The organism is Pelomonas sp. Root1444 (genome assembly GCF_001426885.1).
Lineage (GTDB): Bacteria > Pseudomonadota > Gammaproteobacteria > Burkholderiales > Burkholderiaceae_C > Pelomonas.
This window is the reverse complement of record NZ_LMFP01000028.1, coordinates 1,198,589-1,218,510: the sequence shown is the minus strand read 5'-3', so window position 1 is coordinate 1,218,510 and position 19,922 is coordinate 1,198,589. Positions and strand designations below refer to the sequence as shown.

Annotated in this window: 18 protein-coding genes; 13 read left to right on the top strand and 5 right to left on the bottom strand. The window is 68.4% G+C overall.

Annotated features, from left to right (window positions below):
• Positions 1-85: 85 nt before the first annotated feature.
• The 5 genes from urtA (at position 86) to urtE (ending at position 5,580) form a co-directional block, all read left to right on the top strand.
• Positions 86-1,336, top strand: coding sequence for an urea ABC transporter substrate-binding protein (gene urtA, locus ASD35_RS23125; protein ID WP_056877258.1), 1,251 nt, complete (start codon positions 86-88; stop codon positions 1,334-1,336).
• Positions 1,337-1,465: 129 nt separating this feature from the next.
• Positions 1,466-3,007 (top strand): urea ABC transporter permease subunit UrtB, encoded by a 1,542-nt coding sequence (gene urtB, locus ASD35_RS23120; protein ID WP_056877498.1) that lies wholly within the window; start codon positions 1,466-1,468, stop codon positions 3,005-3,007.
• Positions 3,004-4,056, top strand: coding sequence for an urea ABC transporter permease subunit UrtC (gene urtC / locus ASD35_RS23115; protein ID WP_056877257.1), 1,053 nt, complete (start codon positions 3,004-3,006; stop codon positions 4,054-4,056). Before urtB ends, urtC begins: the two co-directional genes overlap by 4 nt.
• Positions 4,053-4,886 (top strand): urea ABC transporter ATP-binding protein UrtD, encoded by an 834-nt coding sequence (gene urtD / locus ASD35_RS23110; protein WP_056877256.1) that lies wholly within the window; start codon positions 4,053-4,055, stop codon positions 4,884-4,886. The genes urtC and urtD overlap by 4 nt, the downstream gene beginning before the upstream one ends.
• Before the next feature lies 1 nt (position 4,887).
• Positions 4,888-5,580, top strand: a complete 693-nt coding sequence (gene urtE, locus ASD35_RS23105; protein ID WP_056877497.1) for an urea ABC transporter ATP-binding subunit UrtE — start codon at positions 4,888-4,890, stop codon at positions 5,578-5,580.
• Positions 5,581-5,592: 12 nt separating this feature from the next.
• On the opposite strand, the gene ASD35_RS23100 is transcribed toward urtE, so the two are convergent.
• The 4 genes from ASD35_RS23100 to ASD35_RS23085 all read right to left on the bottom strand — a co-directional run bounded on the left by ASD35_RS23100 (position 5,593) and on the right by ASD35_RS23085 (position 9,150).
• Complete coding sequence (locus ASD35_RS23100) at positions 5,593-6,483, bottom strand: alpha/beta fold hydrolase (protein WP_056877496.1); 891 nt, start codon at positions 6,481-6,483, stop codon at positions 5,593-5,595.
• A gap of 39 nt (positions 6,484-6,522) precedes the next feature.
• On the bottom strand, positions 6,523-7,494 hold the full coding sequence (egtD, locus tag ASD35_RS23095; protein ID WP_082580373.1) for an L-histidine N(alpha)-methyltransferase: 972 nt from the start codon (positions 7,492-7,494) through the stop codon (positions 6,523-6,525).
• Positions 7,491-8,633 carry an ergothioneine biosynthesis protein EgtB gene (gene egtB / locus ASD35_RS23090; protein ID WP_056877255.1) on the bottom strand — a complete coding sequence of 381 codons (1,143 nt, stop codon included), beginning with the start codon at positions 8,631-8,633 and terminating at the stop codon, positions 7,491-7,493. Before egtB ends, egtD begins: the two co-directional genes overlap by 4 nt.
• A 133-nt stretch (positions 8,634-8,766) precedes the next feature.
• On the bottom strand, positions 8,767-9,150 hold the full coding sequence (locus ASD35_RS23085) for a VanZ family protein (protein WP_162254511.1): 384 nt from the start codon (positions 9,148-9,150) through the stop codon (positions 8,767-8,769).
• Between the two features lie 119 nt (positions 9,151-9,269).
• Here ASD35_RS23085 and ASD35_RS23080 point away from each other — a divergent pair, with 119 nt between their 5' ends.
• The 8 genes from ASD35_RS23080 (at position 9,270) to ASD35_RS23045 (ending at position 19,308) form a co-directional block, all read left to right on the top strand.
• Complete coding sequence (locus ASD35_RS23080; RefSeq protein WP_056877253.1) at positions 9,270-11,363, top strand: 3-hydroxyacyl-CoA dehydrogenase NAD-binding domain-containing protein; 2,094 nt, start codon at positions 9,270-9,272, stop codon at positions 11,361-11,363.
• Between the two features lie 74 nt (positions 11,364-11,437).
• Entirely contained in the window at positions 11,438-12,613 is a 1,176-nt protein-coding gene (locus ASD35_RS23075; protein WP_056877252.1) for an acetyl-CoA C-acyltransferase, read from the top strand.
• Entirely contained in the window at positions 12,613-13,038 is a 426-nt protein-coding gene (locus ASD35_RS23070) for a PaaI family thioesterase (RefSeq protein WP_056877251.1), read from the top strand. Before ASD35_RS23075 ends, ASD35_RS23070 begins: the two co-directional genes overlap by 1 nt.
• Positions 13,039-13,041: 3 nt before the next feature.
• Complete coding sequence (locus ASD35_RS23065) at positions 13,042-14,820, top strand: acyl-CoA dehydrogenase (protein WP_056877250.1); 1,779 nt, start codon at positions 13,042-13,044, stop codon at positions 14,818-14,820.
• Positions 14,821-14,834: 14 nt separating this feature from the next.
• Positions 14,835-15,626: an SDR family oxidoreductase gene (locus ASD35_RS23060; protein ID WP_056877249.1), complete on the top strand. Its 792-nt coding sequence runs from the start codon at positions 14,835-14,837 to the stop codon at positions 15,624-15,626.
• Positions 15,627-15,633: 7 nt separating this feature from the next.
• Positions 15,634-16,074, top strand: coding sequence for a PaaI family thioesterase (locus tag ASD35_RS23055; protein WP_056877248.1), 441 nt, complete (start codon positions 15,634-15,636; stop codon positions 16,072-16,074).
• Positions 16,075-16,316: 242 nt separating this feature from the next.
• The gene (locus ASD35_RS23050; RefSeq protein ID WP_056877247.1) at positions 16,317-16,958 is read left to right on the top strand and encodes an RpiB/LacA/LacB family sugar-phosphate isomerase; all 642 of its coding nucleotides are present in this window, start codon (positions 16,317-16,319) and stop codon (positions 16,956-16,958) included.
• 40 nt (positions 16,959-16,998) lie between these two features.
• On the top strand, positions 16,999-19,308 hold the full coding sequence (locus tag ASD35_RS23045) for a DEAD/DEAH box helicase (RefSeq protein ID WP_056877246.1): 2,310 nt from the start codon (positions 16,999-17,001) through the stop codon (positions 19,306-19,308).
• Here the strand turns inward: ASD35_RS23045 and ASD35_RS23040 are convergent.
• Entirely contained in the window at positions 19,302-19,922 is a 621-nt protein-coding gene (locus tag ASD35_RS23040; RefSeq protein ID WP_056877245.1) for a hypothetical protein, read from the bottom strand. The two genes, ASD35_RS23045 and ASD35_RS23040, sit on opposite strands and share 7 nt — an antisense overlap.

The following is a 19,922-nucleotide window of genomic DNA, read 5'->3' as shown; positions in this document are numbered from 1 at the left end:
TGACGAAGTGCACGGAGCTGGCACGAGGCTTGCGCTCCTGGCTTCGGCTGTACGACCCCCTCACATCCAACCCGGAGGACTCCCGATGCTTCGCCGTTCCGCACTTGCCCTGGCCACCGCCGCCGCCCTGCTTCCCCACGCCGCCTTTGCCGCCGACACCATCAAGGTCGGCGTGCTGCATTCGCTGTCCGGCACCATGGCCATCTCCGAGACGGTGTTGAAGGACACCGTGCTGATGGCCATCGACGAGATCAACGCCAAGGGCGGCCTGCTCGGCAAGAAGCTGGAGCCGGTCGTCGTCGACCCGGCCTCCAACTGGCCGCTGTTCGCCGAGAAGGCCAAGCAGCTCATCTCGCAGGACAAGGTCGCCGTCGTGTTCGGCTGCTGGACGTCGGTCAGCCGCAAGTCGGTGCTGCCGGTGTTCGAGCAGACCAACTCGCTGCTGTTCTACCCGGTGCAGTACGAGGGCGAAGAGCTGAGCAAGAACGTGTTCTACACGGGTGCCGCGCCCAACCAGCAGGCCATCCCCGCCGTCGAGTACCTGATGAGCAAGGACGGCGGCGGCGCCAAGCGCTTCGTGCTGCTGGGCACCGACTACGTCTATCCGCGCACGACCAACAAGATCCTGCGCGCCTTCCTGAAGAGCAAGGGCATCCCCGACGCCGACATCATGGAGGACTACACCCCCTTCGGCCACGCGGACTACCAGAGCATCATCGCCAAGATCAAGAAGTTTGCCGCCGAGGGCAAGAAGACGGCCGTCGTGTCGACCATCAACGGCGACTCCAACGTGCCCTTCTACAAGGAGCTGGGCAACCAGGGCCTGAAGGCGACGGACGTGCCGGTCGTGGCCTTCTCCGTGGGTGAGGAAGAGCTGCGCGGCGTGGACACCAAGCCGCTGCAGGGCCACCTGGCCGCATGGAACTACTTCATGTCCATCAAGGCGCCGGCCAACGACGCCTTCATCAAGAAGTGGAGCGACTACGCCAAGGCCAAGGGCATCGCCGGTCACAAGGACAAGCCGCTGACCAACGACCCGATGGAAGCCACCTACATCGGCATCAACATGTGGGCCCAGGCGGTCAAGAAGGCCGGCAGCACCGACACCGACAAGGTCATCGCCGCCATGGCCGGCCAGACCTTCACGGCGCCGTCGGGCATCACGTCCAAGATGGACGAGAAGAACCACCACCTGCACAAGTCGGTCTTCATCGGCGAAGTGAAGGCGGACGGCCAGTTCAACGTGGTGTGGAAGACGCCCGGCCCGGTCAAGGCCCAGCCGTGGAGCCCCTACATCCCCGAGAACAAGGGCAAGAAGGACGAACCGACGAAGTAAGCCGCGGCGAAGCTGCGGCGCCCCCGAGAGGGGGCGACACCGTCCGTCCGGCCTAGCCGGGTCGGGCGGTGCTTGTCGGAGGAGCGCACGTGCATGGCACGGCGTTGATTTGTGTTCGTCTGGATCTTCATGATCAAACGACTTTTGTTGGGATGTCTGCTCGCGTTGAGCGGCTGGTCGGCTTGGGCATTGCCGCCCGAGCTGGCCAATCGCATCGCCGCAGGCGACAGCGACGACCGCGTGGCGGCGTTGCAGCAGGCGCTCGCGGCGGGTGATGAATCGCTCGGGCCGTTCCTGCGCGCGCTGCAGGACGGCCGTGTGCGGGTCAAAGGTGGACAGGCGCTCGTCATCGCCGAAGGTGCGACAGCGCCTGCCGACACCGAAGAGCCGATGCTGAACAACCGCATGCGACGCGAGATCGACTCCGCGCTGGCGGGGCTGGACTTGCTGTCCACCGACCGGGCGACACGCGCCAAGGCGTTGGGCACTTTGCGTGATGACGCGGATGCGTCCAAACTGCCGCTGCTGGAGAAGGCGCTCGCCGCAGAGACCGATGCCGAACTGCGCGCCAACCTCGGTGCGCTGGTGGCCGGCGCCAAGCTCTCGTCCACCGACGCGGCGCAACGTCGCGCAGCCGCGACCGAACTGGCCGGCAGTGCCGACCCTGCCACGCGCGCCCTGCTGCTGGAGCGCATGGGCGGCGAGACCGACGATGCAGCCAAGGCCGAGATGCGCAAGGCCATCGACGCCATCGGCGACCGCCTCGCCTGGGGCGAGCGCGCGCAACTGCTGTTCTCCGGCCTGAGCCTCGGCTCTGTGCTCTTGCTTGTCGCGTTGGGCCTGGCCATCACCTACGGCCTGATGGGCGTCATCAACATGGCGCACGGCGAGCTGCTGATGGTCGGCGCCTACGCCACCTACTGTGTGCAGCAGGCCTTCCGTGCCTGGGCGCCCGGGGCCTTCGACTACTACCTCTGGGTCGCGCTGCCGGCCAGCTTCCTGGCCGCCGCCCTCGTCGGCGCGGCGATGGAGCGCACCGTCATCCGCTGGCTCTACGGCCGGCCGCTGGAGACGCTGCTGGCCACCTGGGGCATCTCGCTGGTGCTGATGCAGGCGGTGCGCTCGCTGTTCGGGGCGCAGAACGTCGCGGTGGAGAACCCCACGTGGCTGTCCGGCGGCTGGGCGCTGCTGCCCAACCTGACGCTGCCCTACAACCGCCTGGCCATCCTCGGCTTCGCGGCCCTGGTGCTGGTCGGCATGGCGCTGCTGCTCGCCAGGACGCGCCTGGGCCTGATGGTGCGCGGCGTCACGCAAAACCGCCGCATGGCCGCCTGCGTGGGCGTCAACACGGCCAAGGTCGACACCATGGCCTTCGCACTCGGCTCGGGCATCGCGGGCCTGGCCGGCTGTGCCTTGAGCCAGATCGGCAACGTCGGCCCCGACCTCGGCCAGAGCTACATCGTCGACGCCTTCATGGTGGTCGTGCTCGGCGGCGTCGGCCAACTGGCCGGCACCGTCTACGCCGGCCTGGGCCTGGGCGTGCTGTCCAAGTTGCTCGAAGGCTGGCAGGGCGCCGTGCTCGCCAAGATCGCGCTGCTGCTGCTGCTCGTCCTCGTCATCCAGAAGAAGCCGCAAGGCCTGTTCGCACTCAAAGGCCGGAGCGTCGAATGAAGCGCACCGCACTCATCGCCATCGCCATCGCGATCACGCTGCTGCTTGTGCCGCTGCTGCACCTGGCCTTCCCGCCCGGCCATGCGCTGCACCTCAGCGAGTTCTACGTGGGCCTGCTCGGCAAGTTCCTGTGCTTCGCCATCTGCGCGCTGGCGCTGGACCTGATCTGGGGCTTCGGCGGCATCCTGTCGCTGGGCCACGGGCTGTTCTTCGCGCTCGGCGGCTACGGCATGGGCATGTACCTGATGCGCCAGATCGGCCGCGAAGGGCAGTACCAGTCGGACTTGCCGGACTTCATGGTGTTCCTGAACTGGAAGGAGCTGCCCTGGCACTGGGGCTTAAGCGACTCGCTGGTCGGCCAGATCATCCTGGCGCTCGCGGTACCCGGCCTGCTGGCCGCGGTGTTCGGCTACTTCGCGTTCCGCTCGCGCATCCAGGGCGTGTATTTCTCCATCATCACGCAGGCGCTCACGGTGGCCGCCATGCTGCTGTTCTTCCGCAACGAGACGGGCTTCGGCGGCAACAACGGCTTCACCGACTTCAAGCGCATCGCCGGCATGCCGCTGAACACGCCGGGCATGAAGGTCGGCCTGTGCGTGGCCAGCGGCCTGGCATTGATCGCCTGCTACCTCGTCGCCCGTGCGCTGACGCAAAGCCGCTGGGGCCGCATCCTGCAGGCCATCCGCGATGCCGAGGGCCGCGTGCGCTTCCTCGGCTACGACCCGGTGGCCTTCAAGCTCAGCGCCTATGTCATCTCCGCGGTGATGTGCGCGCTGGCCGGCGCGCTGTACGTGCCGCAGGTCGGCATCATCAACCCCGGCGAAATGAGCCCGGCCGCCAGCATCGAGATGGCCATCTGGGCGGCGGTCGGCGGCCGCGGCACGTTGATCGGGCCGGTGATCGGCGCCTTCTTCGTCAACGGCACCAAGTCGGTCTTCACGGCCGTGTGGCCGGAAGGCTGGCTCTACGTGCTGGGCGCGCTCTTCATCGCGGTGACGCTGTTCCTGCCGCAAGGCCTGATGGGCCTGGCGAAGAGGTTCAAGAAATGACTCCGGAACTCCTCGAAGCGGGCGCAGAAGCCCACGCCCGCGCGCTGACCCGCATCGCGACCTCGGGCGAGCCCGTCTTCAACCAGGGTGTGGCCCTGTACGTCGAAGACCTCAAGGTCGCTTTCGACGGTTTCCAGGCGCTCGGTGGCCTGAGCTTCACGGTCGGCGTGGGCGAACTGCGCTGCGTCATCGGCCCCAACGGCGCCGGCAAGACGACCACGATGGACTGCATCACCGGCAAGACCCGGCCCGACAGCGGCCGCATCTACTTCGGCAGCAACCTCGACCTGCGCACGATGAACGAGCAGCAGATCGCGCGCGCCGGCATCGGCCGCAAGTTCCAGAAGCCGACGGTGTTCGAGGCGCTGACGGTGGCCGAGAACCTGGAGCTGGCGCTGGCCGGCGACCGCCGCGCGCGTTTCGCGATGCGGGCGAAGTTGAGTGGGGAACAGCGCGACCGCCTCGGCGAACTGTTGAAGACCGTGCACCTGGCCGACGAGCGCGAGCGCGTCGCCGGCCTGCTGAGCCACGGCCAGAAGCAGTGGCTGGAGATCGGCATGCTGCTGGCGCAGGACCCCAAGCTGCTGCTGCTGGACGAGCCCGTCGCCGGCATGACCGACGAGGAGACCGAGCGCACGGCGGAGCTGTTCCTGAGCCTGGAAGGGCAGCATTCGCTGGTCGTCGTCGAGCACGACATGAACTTCGTCGCGGCGCTGGCCGGCGCGCACCGCACGGTCACGGTGCTGCATGAGGGCAAGACGCTGGCCGAAGGGACGATGGCCACTGTGCAGTCCGACGAGAAAGTGATCGAGGTGTACCTTGGCCGATGAAATTCTCCGGGTCGCCGAACTGCACCAGCACTACGGCGGCTCCAACATCCTGCGCGGCCTGAGCTTCGACCTGAGGCCGGGCGAGATCACCGTCGTGCTGGGCCGCAACGGCGTCGGCAAGACGACGCTGCTGAAGAGCCTGATGGGCGTCGTGCCCATCACGTCCGGCGCCATCACACTGGCCGGCGAGAACATCAACAAGCTGCGCACCCATCAGCGCGTGCGCGCCGGCCTCGGCTACGTGCCGCAAGGCCGCGAGATCTTCGGACGCCTCACGGTCATGGAGAACCTGCAGATGGGCCTGTCCAGCCAGCCTGCCGGCACGCCGCTGGCCAAGGAGCTGTTCGAGCTGTTCCCCGTGCTGGACAAGATGCGCGGCCGCCGCGGCGGCGACCTCTCCGGCGGCCAGCAGCAGCAGCTCGCCATCGCCCGCGCGCTGGCGCCCGGGCCGAAGGTGCTGCTGCTGGACGAACCGACCGAAGGCATCCAGCCCAACGTCATCCAGGACATCGGCCGCGTCATCAAGCATCTGGCCCACGACAAGGGTTTGTCGGTCGTGCTCGTCGAGCAGTTCTACGACTTCGCCGAAGAGCTGGCGGATCAATACCTGCTGATGCAACGCGGCGAGATCGTCATGCGCGGGCGGGGCAAGGACATGGCGGCCGACGGCGTGCGGGAGCGGCTGGCGATCTGACGCCGGCTCGGCTCACACGGGCGGCCGGTTCCCAAGGGTTCGCTCGATGAACGGCATCATCAATGCGACAGCCTCCGCGGCGTGGGTCTCAAGCAGCAGATGGCCCGCGTCCAGCACATGCGCTTGCATCCGCGGCAGCGCACGGATCCAGGACAGCACCTCCGTGAGGTCGAAGTAGATGTCGTGCCGCCCCCAGACCATCAGCGCCGGCGGCTGCCAGTGCTCAAGGTACTTCGCCACCGCGTGGAAGCGCGAGGCGTAGTTGCCGTAGTCCGCGATCAATGCCCGCTGCGTGCGCATGTGGCCTGGGCGGTTCATGGTCCGCCAGTCCTCTTCCCAATGTTCGGCAGGGATGCGTCGGGCCACCTCGGGGGGGACGCCCGAGATGTACGTGTTGCGGGTGCCTTCCAACGTCAGATGCGCGGTGGCGGCCACCTCGTTCTTCGCGCTCGGGTGCGCCCAGTAGGCCTGCGTCGCGGACCAGCCCGGCCCCCAGCCTGACCGGTGCGCGTTGGCGTTCTGCACGATGAGGCCCAGCACCTGCTCGGGCGCCTGCATGGCGATCTGCAGACCGACCGGGGCGCCCCAGTCGTGCAGGTAGATGAAGCGCGGCCCGATGGCGAGCCTGTCCAGCAGCTCGAAGATGGCCTGGCCGAGATGCGCAAAGGAAACGACCGGCAGCGCATCGGACTCACCACACCCCGGCAGGTCGGGCGCGACGACGTGGGCGACCCGGGCCAGCGCGGGCATCACCTGCTGGAACATGCGGGCAGCGTTCGGCGTGCCGTGCAGCAGCAGCAGGCAGGGCTTGGACGCTTCGCCGGCCGTGAGGTAGGACAAGCCGGTGCCGCCCGAGAGGCGCAACCGGTGCCGGCGTACTCGCGCGGTGTCCCGTACCGCCATGGCCATCGCCAACGGCTCGGCCCGTACGCAGCGCCAGCCTCAGGCGCCCGCGGCCTCCATCCACAACACCGCAAACCACCGGTTCGCATCCGTCCACACCTTGCCCGGCTTGAACCCCGCCCTTGCCGCCAGCGCCTGGAAGCCTTCGACCGTGTACTTGTGCGAGTGCTCCGTGTGCAGCGTCTCGCCCTCGTTGAAGACGTAGACCTCGCCGCCCAGTTGCAGTTCCAGCGGCCGCGTCGCGCGCAGGTGCATCTCGATGCGCCGGTAAGCCGGGTTGTAGAACGCCAGGTGCTGAAAGCCGTCCGTGGGGAACTCGGCGCCGAGTTCGTTGCGTGCCCGCTCCAGCAGGTTCATGTTGAAGGCCGCCGTCACGCCCTCCGCGTCGTTGTACGCCGCATGCAGCACGGCCTCGTCCTTCACAAGGTCGATGCCGATCAGCAGGCCGCCGCCGGTCAGCTCCGCCGCGGCCAAGCGCAGGAAGGCGTCGGCCTCGCTCGGCGTGAAGTTGCCGATGCTGGAGCCGGGGAAGAAGCCGACACGCCGGCTGCCGCGCGCGCAAGGCGGCAGCGTGTGCTGGCGTGTGAAGTCCGCCACCAGCGGCTGGATGGCCAGGCCGGGGTAGTCGGCTGCCAGGCCATCGCACGCCGACAACAGATGGGCGCCCGAGATGTCCACCGGCACGAACTGCACGCTGTCGCGCGGCATGGCGTCCAGCAGCAGGCGCACCTTGCGCAGCGCGCCGGCGCCGTACTCGACGAGCTGCACCTGCCCGCCCATCTGCGCCACCATGTCGTCGGCGTGCGTCTGCAGCAGCGCCAGCTCGGTGCGCGTCGGGTAGTACTCGGGCAGCTCGCAGATGCGCTCGAACAGCTTGGAACCCGTCTCGTCGTAGAAGTACTTGGGCGAGATGGCCTTGGGCGTGCGGCCGAGCGCGGCATGCAGATCGTCGGCGAACTGCTCGTTGTCGGCCGTAGCGCGGGGCTTGCGCCATTCGATACCTGGTTTCATCGTGCGAGCCTCACTCCGCTGAATTGCCAGCGCGCGGCCGGCGGAAAGAAATTGCGATAAGTCGGCCGAGCATGGCCGGGCGGCGTCGCCAGGCTGCCGCCGCGCAGCACCTGCTGGCCGACCATGAACTTGCCGTTGTACTCACCGACCGCGCCGGCGGCCGGCTTGAAGCCGGGGTAGGGCGCATAGCTGGAACGCGTCCATTGCCAGGCCTGGTCCGCGGCCTGCGCGAAGGCTGGCAAGCCGCATGCCGCCTCCCATTCGAACTCGGTCGGCAGCCGCGCGCCGGCCCATTCGGCATAGGCGCAGGCTTCGTAGAAGCTGAGCTGCATGACGGGCGCATCCGCATCCAGCGGCTGCACGCCGTGCAGGCCGAAGACGCGGCCGTCCTCCAGCCAGTAAGCCGGGCGCTGCCAGCCCTGCGCCTGCACCGCGGCCCAGCCATCGGACAGCCACAGCAGCGGTTCGCGGTAGCCGCCGGCGTCGATGAAGTCGGCGTACTCGCCGCAGGTGACGAGACGGTTGCTGATCTCGAAGGGCGCGAGCAGCGCCTGGTGGCGTGGCCCTTCGTTGTCGAAGGCGAAGCCGTTGCCGTCGTGGCCGATGCTCACGATGCCGCCCGGGTGCTTCAGCCAGGCCTGCTCTGGCGCAGCGGCCTTGGGCGGCGGCGCCGCGTCATAGGCCGGCAGCAGCGGGTTGCAGGAAAAGGCATGCAGGATGTCCGTGAGCAGCAGCTCCTGGTGCTGCTGCTCGTGGTGGCAGCCCAGCTCGATCAGCGTGCGTGATTCGGCGGGCGCATGGGGCAGCAGGTCGGCCAGGGCTGCATCGACATGGGCGCGGTAGGCCTTCACTTCCGTCAGCGACGGCCGGCTCAACAAGCCGCGCTGCGGTCGCGCATGCCGTGGGCCCAGGCTCTCGTAATAGGAATTGAAGAGCCGCGGCCAGCGTTCGTCGAAGACGCAGTAGCCGCGCAGATAGGGCGTCAGCACCATCGTCTCGAAGAACCAGGTGGTGTGGGCCAGGTGCCATTTCGCGGGGCTGGCATCGGGCATGGACTGCAGCTGCGCGTCCTCATCGGACAGAGGCGCGGCCAGGGCCAGCGTGTGGGCGCGAGTGGCCCGGAGCAGGTCGGTCAACATGGGGTGGAACCGTAGCGCAATCTGCTGCCAACGGTATGTCAGTGCAGGGCCACTGGCTGTAGGACGGCATCCCTAGGGTGGCACCCGTCCGCTTTCCACCCGGGGCCGCGACGTCGGACGCTGCTCGGAACCCTCAGCGGCTGCGTGCCAGCATGGCCGTGATCGGCAGCGCGACGAGCAGGCCCAGGGCAATGCCGGCGCCGTCCGCGAGCAGGTCGGCCCAGTCGCCCTCGCGCGGCGGCAGGAAGCTCTGCGCGATCTCGATGGCGCCGCCGAAGGCCAGCAATGCCAGCGCCAGCCAGGCCCAATCGCGCGGCCGTGGCCACAGCGCCCACACGCTGACGAAGCCCAGCGCGGCGAAGGCCATGGCGTGGTTGGCCTTGTCCCAGCCGGTGTCGACGGTCCTGGGCGGGGCCGGCGACAGGGCGAGCCAGAGGATGACAGCGACCAGCAGCGCAAGCAGCGCGCGCCACAGGGCGCGCTGGCGAATGAACAGATTCAATAGAGCGTCGGGCATGGGGGCGGCATTGTGGCGTGCCCGCATGTCACGCCAGGGACAAGACCGGCGGGCGGGCGCTGCCTAGAATCGAACGATCGTTCTATTTCACCCGCCTTCACCGCATTGAGGTCTCGCCCATGACAGCCCACTACGAAGTCCGCGGCCCCGTCGCCGTGATCACGCTGGACAACCCGCCGGTCAATGGGCTGGGTTTCGCCACCCGCGCCGCCGTTGCGGCCGGCGTGGAGCGTGCCGAAGCCGACCCGGCCGTCACGGCCCTGGTCATCACCGGCGCCGGCAAGGCCTTCTCGGGCGGTGCGGACATCAAGGAGTTCGGCTCGCCCAAGGCGCTGGCCGAGCCCAACCTGCTGAGCCTGATCGCGCTGGTGGAGGCCTGCAGCAAGCCGGTGGTCGCGGCCATCCACACCGTCTGCATGGGCGGCGGCCTGGAGCTGGCGCTGGGCTGCCATTACCGCGTGGCGCAGAGCGGCACCAAGGTCGCGCTGCCGGAAGTGAAGCTGGGCCTGCTGCCCGGTGCCGGCGGCACGCAGCGCCTGCCGCGCGCGCTCGGCGTGGAGCCCGCGCTGAACATGATCGTCAGCGGCGAGCCGGTGGAGGCGCAGATGCTGGCCATGGTCCCGGGCCAGAAGCTGTTCGACAAGATCGTCGATGCCGACGTGCTGGACGCGGCCGTCAAGTTCGCCGAAGAGGTGTCGGAGAAGCGGCCCTGCCCCAAGGTGCGCGACCTCAAGGCGCGCCACCCCAACGCCGAGGCCTACCTGCAGTTCGCCCGCAACATGGTGGGCGGCATGAGCAAGAACTTCCCGGCACCGCTGCGCTGCCTGGAGACCGTGGCCAACGCCGTCAACATGAAGTTCGACGACGGCATGCGTGCCGAGCGCGAGGGCTTCATGGCGCTGATGATGACGCCCGAATCCAAGGCGCTGCGCCACTTGTTCTTCGCCGAGCGCGTGGCCAGCAAGATCGCCGACGTGCCGGAGGACACGCCGCTGCGCACCGTCGCCAAGGTGGGCGTCATCGGCGCCGGCACGATGGGCGGCGGCATCTCGATGAACTTCCTGAACGCGGGCCTGCCGGTCACCATCCTGGAGACCAAGCAGGAAGCGCTGGACCGCGGCGTCGCGACGATCAGGAAGAACTACGAGTCCCAGGTCAAGAAGGGCAAGCTCAAGGAAGACAAGTACGCCCAGCGCATGGCGCTGCTGAGCACCACGCTGAACTACGCCGACCTGAAGGATTGCGACCTCATCATCGAAGCGGTGTTCGAGGAGATCGGTGTCAAGGAAGCGGTGTTCAAGCAGCTGGACGAGGTCGCCAAGCCCGGTGCCATCCTGGCGTCCAACACCTCGACGCTGGACGTTGACAAGATCGCGTCGTTCACCAAGCGGCCGCAGGACGTGGTGGGCATGCACTTCTTCAGCCCGGCCAACGTGATGAAGCTGCTGGAGGTCGTGCGCGGCAAGGCGACGGCCAAGGACGTGCTGGCCACGGTGATGGCCATTGGCAAGAAGATCAAGAAGACGGCGGTGGTGTCCGGCGTCTGCGACGGTTTCATCGGCAACCGCATGATCGAGCAGTACAGCCGCCAGGCCGGCTTCCTGCTGGATGAAGGCTGCACGCCGCAACAGGTCGACAAGGCGGTCGAGAAGTTCGGCTTCGCGATGGGCCCGTTCCGCATGGGCGACCTGGCCGGCAACGACATCGGCTGGGCCATCCGCAAGCGCCGTTATGTCGACAAGCCGGGCATGAAGTACTCCGCCAGCTCCGACCGCCTGTGCGAACTCGGTCGTTTCGGCCAGAAGACCGGCGCAGGCTGGTACGACTACCAAGCCGGCAAGCGGGACGCCATCCCGTCTCCCGTCGTCGACGAGTTGCTGAAGAAGCACCGCGAGTCCATCGGTGCCAAGACACGTGACATCAGCGACGAGGAGATCGTGCATCGCCTGGTGTTCGCGCTCGTCAACGAGGCCGCGCACCTGCTGGAAGAAGGCATCGCCCAGCGTGCTTCCGACGTGGACATGGTCTATCTCACCGGCTACGGCTTCCCGATCTGGCGCGGCGGCCCGATGTGCTACGCCGACACCGTGGGCCTCTTCAACGTCGTGCAGGCGATGAAGCGCTTTGCCAAGAACCCGATGGACGACGGTGCGTTCTGGACGCCCGCTCCCTTGCTTGCTCGCCTCGTGGCTGAAGGCAAGAGCTTCACGTAATCAATCTGATGGATTGCGTGCCAGACCGATCGAGCGAAGCGAGTAGCTCTGGCACCAACTGACTAGGAAAAAAGATGAGCAACGCACTGATCGTCTCCACCGCCCGCACGCCGCTGACCAAGAGCTGGAAGGGCGCGTTCAACATGACCCATGGCGCCACGCTGGGTGGCCATGCCGTCAAGGCCGCCGTCGAGCGCGCGGGCATCGAAGCCGGTGCCATCGAAGACGTGCTGATGGGTTGCGCCAACCCCGAGGGGGCCACCGGCGCCAACATCGCGCGCCAGATCGCGCTGAAGGCCGGCCTGCCGGTCACGGTGAGCGGCGTCACCATCAACCGCTTCTGCTCCAGCGGGCTGCAGACCATTGCGATGGCCGCGCAGCGCATCATCGCGGGCGAGGGCGATGTCTACATCGCCGGCGGTGTGGAAAGCATCTCCTGCGTGCAGCAGGAAATGAACAAGCACATGCTGACCGACCCGGCGCTGCTGAAGATCAAGCCCGAGATCTACTGGAGCATGCTGCAGACCGCCGAGAACGTGGCCAAGCGCTACAACATCTCGCGCGAGCGCATGGACCACTACGGCGCCGGCAGCCAGCAGAAGGCGTGCGCCGCGCAGGCCGCCGGCCTGTTCAACGACGAAATGATCTCGGTGACGACGACGATGGGCGTGGCCGACAAGGTCATGGGCCTGATGAGCAAAGAGGTCACCGTCAGCGCCGACGAAGGCCTGCGCGATGGCACGACCTTCGAGAGCATCAAGGACCTGCGCACGGCGCTGCCGGGCGGCGTCATCAGTGCCGGCAATGCCAGCCAGTTCAGCGACGGCGCGGGCGCCTGTGCGCTGGTCAGCGAGCAGTACGCGTCCACGCACAGCTTGAAGCCCATCGGCCGCTTTCTCGGCTTTGCGGTGGCCGGCTGCGAGCCCGACGAGATGGGCATTGGCCCCGTCTTCGCGGTGCCCAAGGTGCTGAAGAAGCTGGGCCTGACGGTGGCCGACATCGACCTGTGGGAGCTGAACGAAGCCTTCGCCGTGCAGGTGCTGTACTGCGCCGACACGCTGGGCATCCCGATGGACAAGCTCAACGTCAATGGCGGCGCCATCGCCGTCGGCCACCCGTATGGCGTGTCGGGCCAGCGGCTGACGGGCCATGCCCTCATCGAAGGCAAGCGTCGTGGTGCCAAGCGCGTCTGCGTGACGATGTGCATCGGCGGCGGCATGGGCGCGGCGGGCGTGTTCGAAGTGCTCTGATGAGCGTCACTCCAGAGGTCTTCCTGGCGATGGGTCGCGAGATCCTCGCCAAGCAGCCGTTCAGTGTGCTGCTCGGCGCGGAACTGGCAGACCTGTCGCCCGGCAAGGTCGATCTGCAACTGGCGCTCAAGCCTGAGCATCTGCAGCAACACGGCTTTGCCCATGGCGGTCTCGTCAGCTACCTGGCCGACAACGCGCTGACCTTTGCCGGCGGCACGGCGATGCAGGTGCCGGTCGTGACGTCGGAGTTCAAGATCAACTACGTGCGTCCCGCGGTGGGCGAGCGCCTCGTTGCGCGCGCCACGGCGGATGCCGTCAGCAAGACGCAGGCGGTGTGCCGCTGCGAGGTGTTTGCCGTCAAGGACGGTGCCGAGAAGCTGTGCGCGTTGGCGCAAGGCACCATCGTTCGACTCGCCCAGGATTGACCCGTGCGTGAGACTCTCGACTTCCTCTTGTTCGACTGGCTGAAGGCCGCCGACCTGACCGCGCGCGAGCGCTTCGCCGAGCACTCGACGGAGACCTTCGCCGCCGTGCTCGACACCTGCGAGCGCATCGCCCGCGACAAGTTCGCGCCGTTCAACCGCCTGGCCGACACGCAGGAGCCTCATTTCGACGGCGAGCGCGTGCACCTGCCGCAGGCCACGCACGACGCGACGCTCGCGTATGCCGAGTCCGGCATGCTGGCCGCGGCGCAGGACTACGAGTTCGGCGGCATGCAGCTGCCCTGCGTCATCGAGATGGCGGGCAACGCCTTCTTCAGCAAGGCCAGCGTGGCCATGGGCGGCTACGCGATGCTGACGTCGGGCAACGCCAGCCTGCTGATGGCGCATGGCACGCCGCTGCAGCGCGAGGTCTTCGCGAAGAACGAGTTCGCCGGCCGCTGGTTCGGCACGATGTGCCTCTCCGAGCCGCAGGCCGGCTCGTCGTTGTCCGACGTGGCGACGCGCGCCGAGCTGGAGGACGAGGCCGATGCCCTAGGCCCGCGCTACCGGCTGACGGGCCACAAGATGTGGATCTCCGGCGGCGAGCACGAGATCACCGAGAACATCGTCCATCTGGTGCTGGCCAAGGTGCCAGGGCCGGACGGCAAACCGATCCCCGGCACCAAGGGCATCTCCCTGTTCATCTGCCCGAAGTGGCTGGTCAACGAACGCGCCGAGCTGACCGGCGAGCGCAACGACATCGTGCTGGCCGGCCTGAACCACAAGCTCGGCTACCGCGGCACGACCAACTGCCTTCTGAATCTGGGCGAGAAGGGCCAGGGCGCCGTCGGCTATCTCGTCGGCAAGGTCGGCGACGGCCTGCGTTGCATGTTCCACATGATGAACGAGGCACGCATCGGCGTCGGGCTTGGCGCGGTGATGCTGGGTTATGCGGGCTATGAGGCCAGCCTCGAGTACGCCAAGCAACGCCCGCAGGGGCGGCCGATGACGGCGGCCGGCAAGGATTCGGCAAGCCCCCAGCGGCCCATCATCGAACACGCCGACGTGCGCCGCATGCTGCTGGCGCAGAAGAGTTATGTCGAAGGCGGCCTGGCGCTGGAGCTGTACTGCGCGCGCCTGGTCGATGAGTTGCACACCGGTGACAACGCGGCCGAAGCTCAGGCCGTGCTGGACGTGCTGATCCCCATCGCCAAGAGCTGGCCCAGCGAGTGGTGCCTGGAGGCCAACTCGCTGGCCATCCAGGTGCTGGGCGGCTATGGCTACACGCGCGACTTTCCCGTCGAACAGTACTGGCGCGACCAGCGGCTGAACATGATCCACGAGGGCACGCACGGCATCCAGGCGCTGGACCTGCTGGGCCGCAAGGTGGTGCAGCAGGGCGGGGCGTCCCTGGCGGCGCTGGCCGCGCGCATCCAGCAGACCATCGAGCACGCCATCCAGACCGACTGGGCGCCTCAGGCCAACCAGCTGGCCGCCGCGCTGGCGCAGGTGGGTGGCGCCACCAAGAAGGCGTGGAGCACCGGCGAGCCCGAGGAGGCGCTGGCGAATGCCGTGCCCTACATGCAGGCCTTCGGCCACACGGTGCTGGCCTGGCTGTGGCTGGACGTGGCGCTCAGCGTCGACGGCACCAGCGACTTCGCGCAGGGCAAGCGTGCCGCGGCGCGCTACTTCTTCGCCTACGAGCTGCCCAAGATCGGCGCCTGGCTGGACGTCGTCGCACGCCGCGAGCCGCTGTGCCGCGACATCAAGGCCGAATACTTCTGAACCGGAGACATGAGATGACGAGCAAAGTCCAAGACCTCTTCGACCTGAGCGGCCAGGTGGCCCTGGTCACCGGCGGCTCGCGCGGCCTGGGGCTGCAGATCGCCGAGGCGCTGGGCGATGCCGGCGCCAAGGTCATGCTGACCTCGCGCAAGGCGGCCGACCTGGAGGAAGCCGCGGCCCACCTGCAGGCGCGCGGCATCGACACGCGCTGGATCGCCGCCGATGCGTCCAAGCCCGAGGAGGCGCAGCGCGTCGTCACCGAGACGATGGAGCGCATGGGCCGCATCGACATCCTCGTCAACAACGCCGGCGCCACCTGGGGCGCGCCAGCCGAAGAGCATCCCATCGAAGCCTGGGACAAGGTCATGGACCTGAACATCCGCAGCCTGTTCGTGTTCGCGCAGGCGGTGGCCAAGGCCAGCATGATCCCGCGCAGGTCGGGCCGCATCATCAACGTCGCGTCCATCGCCGGCCTGTCGGGCAACTCGGGCGCGATGCGCACCATCGCCTACAACACCAGCAAGGGCGCGGCCGTCAACTTCACGCGCGCGCTGGCCGGCGAGTGGGGCCAGTACGGCATCACCGTCAACGCGCTGGCGCCAGGCTTCTTCCCGAGCAAGATGACCAAGGGGCTGCTCGCCAGCATCGGCGAGGAGAAGCTGGCCGCGCACGCGCCGCTGAACCGGCTGGGCGACGACGAGGACCTGAAGGGCGCGGCACTGCTGTTCGCATCCAAGGCCGGCAAGCACATCACCGGTCAGATCCTGGCGGTGGATGGCGGCGTCAGCGCCGTGCACGGGGGATGATCGACGGATGGAATTCCCCGTCTCCATCCCCTTCGTCCAGCAACTGGGCTTCACCCTGCACGCCATCGGCGACGGCGAGGCCGAACTGCGGCTGACCGTCACCGATCAGCACCTGAACTCCTGGCGCGTGGCGCATGGTGGCGTCGTCATGACGCTGCTGGACGTGGCCATGGCCCACGCCGCGCGCAGCGTGAACCGCCACCAGCCGGACCTCGGCCCGGGCGTCGTCACCGTCGAGATGAAGACCAGCTTCATGCGCCCGGGCGAGGGCGAGCTGCGGGCGGTGGGCAAGCTGCTGCACCGCTCCACGACGATGGCCTTCTGCGAGGGCTCGGTGTTCGGCGCGGACGGCAAGCTCTGCGCCCACGCGACTGGCACGTTCAAGTACTTGAAGGCGCTGCCGACGCAGGGCCGCAAGCTCAAGCCGCTGGGCGGCGAGGGCGATTAGCTTCCCCCCGCATCGCTCTCGGGTTTGAGCGAAGTTATTGAAACGCCGTTCCGATAACGGGCACAATCGCGCCTGCGCCAGCACCTCTCCTGGGTGCACGGTTGGCCAGGTCGCTCAGCCGGGACCATGCAGTCCCGCCCTTCTTGGGGTTGTCGCCTGGCATGACGGCCCGCGCTTGAGGCCCTCTGGTCCGAGCCGCGCCATCTTCGCCCCATTCCGCTCAGCCCCGAAAGCCACCCGCCATGAAGATCGCCCTCATCATCGAGAACAGCCAGGCCGCCAAGTCCGAGATCGTGCACAGCGCGCTCAAGACCGTCGTCGAACCGCTGGGCCACAGCGTCCACCACTACGGCATGTACACGCCGGAGGACAAGGCCTCGCTCACCTATGTCATGAACGGCCTGCTGGCCGGCATCCTGCTGAACTCCAAGGCCGCCGACTTCGTCGTCACCGGCTGTGGCACCGGCATGGGCTCCATGCTGGCCTGCAATTCCATGCCCGGTGTGTTCTGCGGCCTGGTCATCGACCCGACCGACGCCTTCCTGTTCGGCCAGATCAACGACGGCAACTGCCTGTCCATGCCCTATGCCAAGGGCTTCGGCTGGGCCGCCGAGCTGAACCTGCAGGACTGCTACCGCAAGCTGTTCGAGAACGAGCGTGGCGTCGGCTACCCGAAGGAGCGCGCCGCCATCATGGCCAAGAACCGCGGCATCCTGAAGGACCTGAAGGCCGCCTCCTGCAAGGACATGCTGACCACGCTGAAGGCCGTCGACCAGGAGCTGCTGAAGGCCGCCGTCTCGGGCGAGAAGTTCCAGGACCTGTTCTTCACGAACTGCCAGGACGACGCCATCGCCGCGCACATCAAAAGCGTGCTGAAGAGCTGATCCCGGTCGCGACGGTCTCGCGGGCTGCGAGACTGTCGCGATGCCTGCCGCTCCTCCCCATCTCACGCTGCGCACGCTGACGCGCGGCGATGGCCTGCTGGGCCTGCGCCCGCACGGTGCCCTTGGCCCACGCGGTGAACAGGTGACGGTGGCCACGCTGGCGCGGCGGGATGCCGACGCCGAGCAGGCGCTGCAGAAGCTGGGCCTCATCGCCCTCGACCCCGCGCTGCTGCAATGGCGCGGTGCGCCGCCCCCGCTCGGTGGCGAATCCCTCTGGACGCTGGTCCAGGAAGAGTTCTTCGGCGATTTCCATGCCGAGAAGGTGCCCGAGCTGCAGGCCCTGGGCTGGCAGGTCACGACCGAGCCCGGCTTTGCCCACCACAGCCAGTTCGTCGACGGCTGGCAGCTGAGCCTCAACGAAGCAGCGCCCGAAGTGCCCAAGCCCGGCCGCCGTGTCGAAGGCCTGGGGCTGGAGCGGCGCACCGGCGCCTGGCTGGTCAGCCTCGGCATGGAGGTGGACGGGCAGCAGCTCGACCTCGCGCCGCTGATCGCCAACCTGCTGCGCCGCGACAAGCGCTGGCTGGACGCCGTGACCATCGCGGCCATCGAGGACGACGCCCTCGTCTCGCTGCGCGCCCCGGGCGGCCGGCGCTATCACGCGCCGGCCGCGCCACTGAAGGCCATCATGCTGGCGCTGCTGGACCTGCTCAAGCCGGTGCAACTGGAGAAGGGCGAACCGCTGCGCCTGAGCGACTGGGACGCCGACCGCATCCGCTGCATCGAGGAGGAGTCGCGCGGCCACTGGCAGATCCACGGCGACGCCGGCCTGAAGGCGCTGGGCCGGCGCCTGCTGGCGGCCGGCGCGCCGTCGTCGCTGCCGCAGCCCGCCGGTCTCGGCCTCATGCTGCGGCCCTACCAGCTGCACGGCCTGGCCTGGTTGCAATACCTGCGCGAGCAGGGCCTGGCCGGCATCCTGGCCGACGACATGGGCCTGGGCAAGACGGCGCAGGCGCTGGCGCACATCTGGGCCGAGAAGCAGGGCGGCCGGCTGGACCGGCCGGCGCTCGTCATCGTGCCCACTTCGCTGCTGTTCAACTGGCAGCAGGAGGCCGCACGCATCGCGCCGGGCCTCAGGCTGGTGACCTGGCACGGCGCCGGCCGTGCCGCCGTCGACCTGGCTGACGCCGATGTCGTGCTGACCACGTACCCGCTCGTCTGGCGCGACCTGCGCGCGCTGTCGGCCCAGCCCTGGCACCTGCTGATCCTCGACGAGGCGCAGGCCGTCAAGAACGCGCAGGCCCGCGCCGGCCGCGCGCTGCGTCGCCTGGACGCGCGCCACCGCCTGGCGCTGACCGGCACGCCGCTGGAGAACCACCTCGGCGAGCTGTGGTCGCTGTTCGACCTGCTGATGCCCGGCTTCCTCGGCGACTCGCGCACGTTCGCGCGCCACTGGCGCAAGCCCATCGAGGTCAACCGCGATGGCCCGCGCGCCCGGCTGCTGGCGGCACGCGTGCGGCCTTTCATCCTGCGGCGCATGAAGACCGAGGTCGCGGCCGAGCTGCCGCCGCTGACCGAGCTGGTCAAGCGCGTGCCGCTGGTCGGGCAGCAGAAGCAGCTGTACGAGAGCGTGCGCGTCGCGGCCGACCACATGGTGCGGCGCATCCTGGCGCGGGACGGCTTCAGTGCCACCAGCCTCATCAGCGTGCTCGACGCGATGCTCAAGCTGCGTCAGGTCTGCTGCGACCCGCTGCTGCTCAAGGGTGTGCAGGTACCGCCCGGCGTGGAGCGCGCCAAGCTGGCCTGGCTGCGCGAGCACCTGCCCGATTTCGTCGCGCAGGGCCGGCGGGTGCTGGTGTTCTCGCAGTTCACCGAGATGCTCGACCTGATCACCGCTGAACTGGATCGCATGCAGCTGCCGCACCTGCGGCTGACCGGCCAGACGGCGGCGTCGGCGCGGGGCGAGGTGGTGCGCCGCTACCAAGCCCGCGAGGTGCCCATCCTCCTTGCCAGCCTGAAGGCCGGCGGCGTGGGCCTGAACCTGACCGCCGCCGACACCGTCATCCACGTCGACCCGTGGTGGAACCCGGCCGTGCAAGCCCAGGCCAGCGCGCGCGCCCATCGCATCGGCCAGGACCAGCCCGTCTTCGTCTACCAGGTGGTCGCACAAGGCAGCATCGAGGAGCGCATGCTGGAGCTGCAGGCGCGCAAGCAGGCGCTGGCCGACGGCCTGCTCGGGCGCGACGACGGCGCAGCCTTGAGCAAGTTCAGCGCAACGGAGCTGAACCTGCTGCTGGCGCCGCTGGAGGCCGCCGAGCTGCCCGACGAAGCCGTCGTTCAGCAGCGTCAGTAGCCCTTGGTTTCCTGGGGCAGCAGGCCCGCCAGGGTGCGAAGGCGCGCGCGCTGCTCGTCCTTCATCAGCCGGCCGTTCGCGACGTGGCGGACGATCCAGGGCAGCGGCTTGATGCGGCCGCCCGCTGCCATGGCCAGCACGCAGGCCTTGGCGCATTTCTCGAACAGCTCGGCATTGAGGGCCAAGCGCGCGCCCGTCATGCCCAGCACCAGGGGCTGGTCGTCCAGCATCAGCACGTTGGTGCCGCCGCGCAGCGCATGGGCCAGGTCTGCGGTGCCGCGGACGGGCGATGGCATCGCGCCGAGATGCCGGACCTGCTCGTCGAACACCCCGGCCAGGGTGCCGCCGAAGTCGGCAAGCCGCAGGCCGAAATCGCCGCCGCCCGTTGCGACGGCACACACGTCGTGGCGCTCCGCGTAGGCCGCCGCATGCAGTCCGTCGCCGTCCACCGCCAGGCGTTGCGGCTCGGCGTCGGTCGCGGTGCCGAACCACATCGCGGCCGTGCCCGGGATGCGCAGCGACAGGCTGGGCGCGGGACCGCCCAGCAGGCGCTTGACGCACAGGCGCCCGCGCACATCGCACCACTGGATCTTCAGCGCTTGTTCCGTATCCAT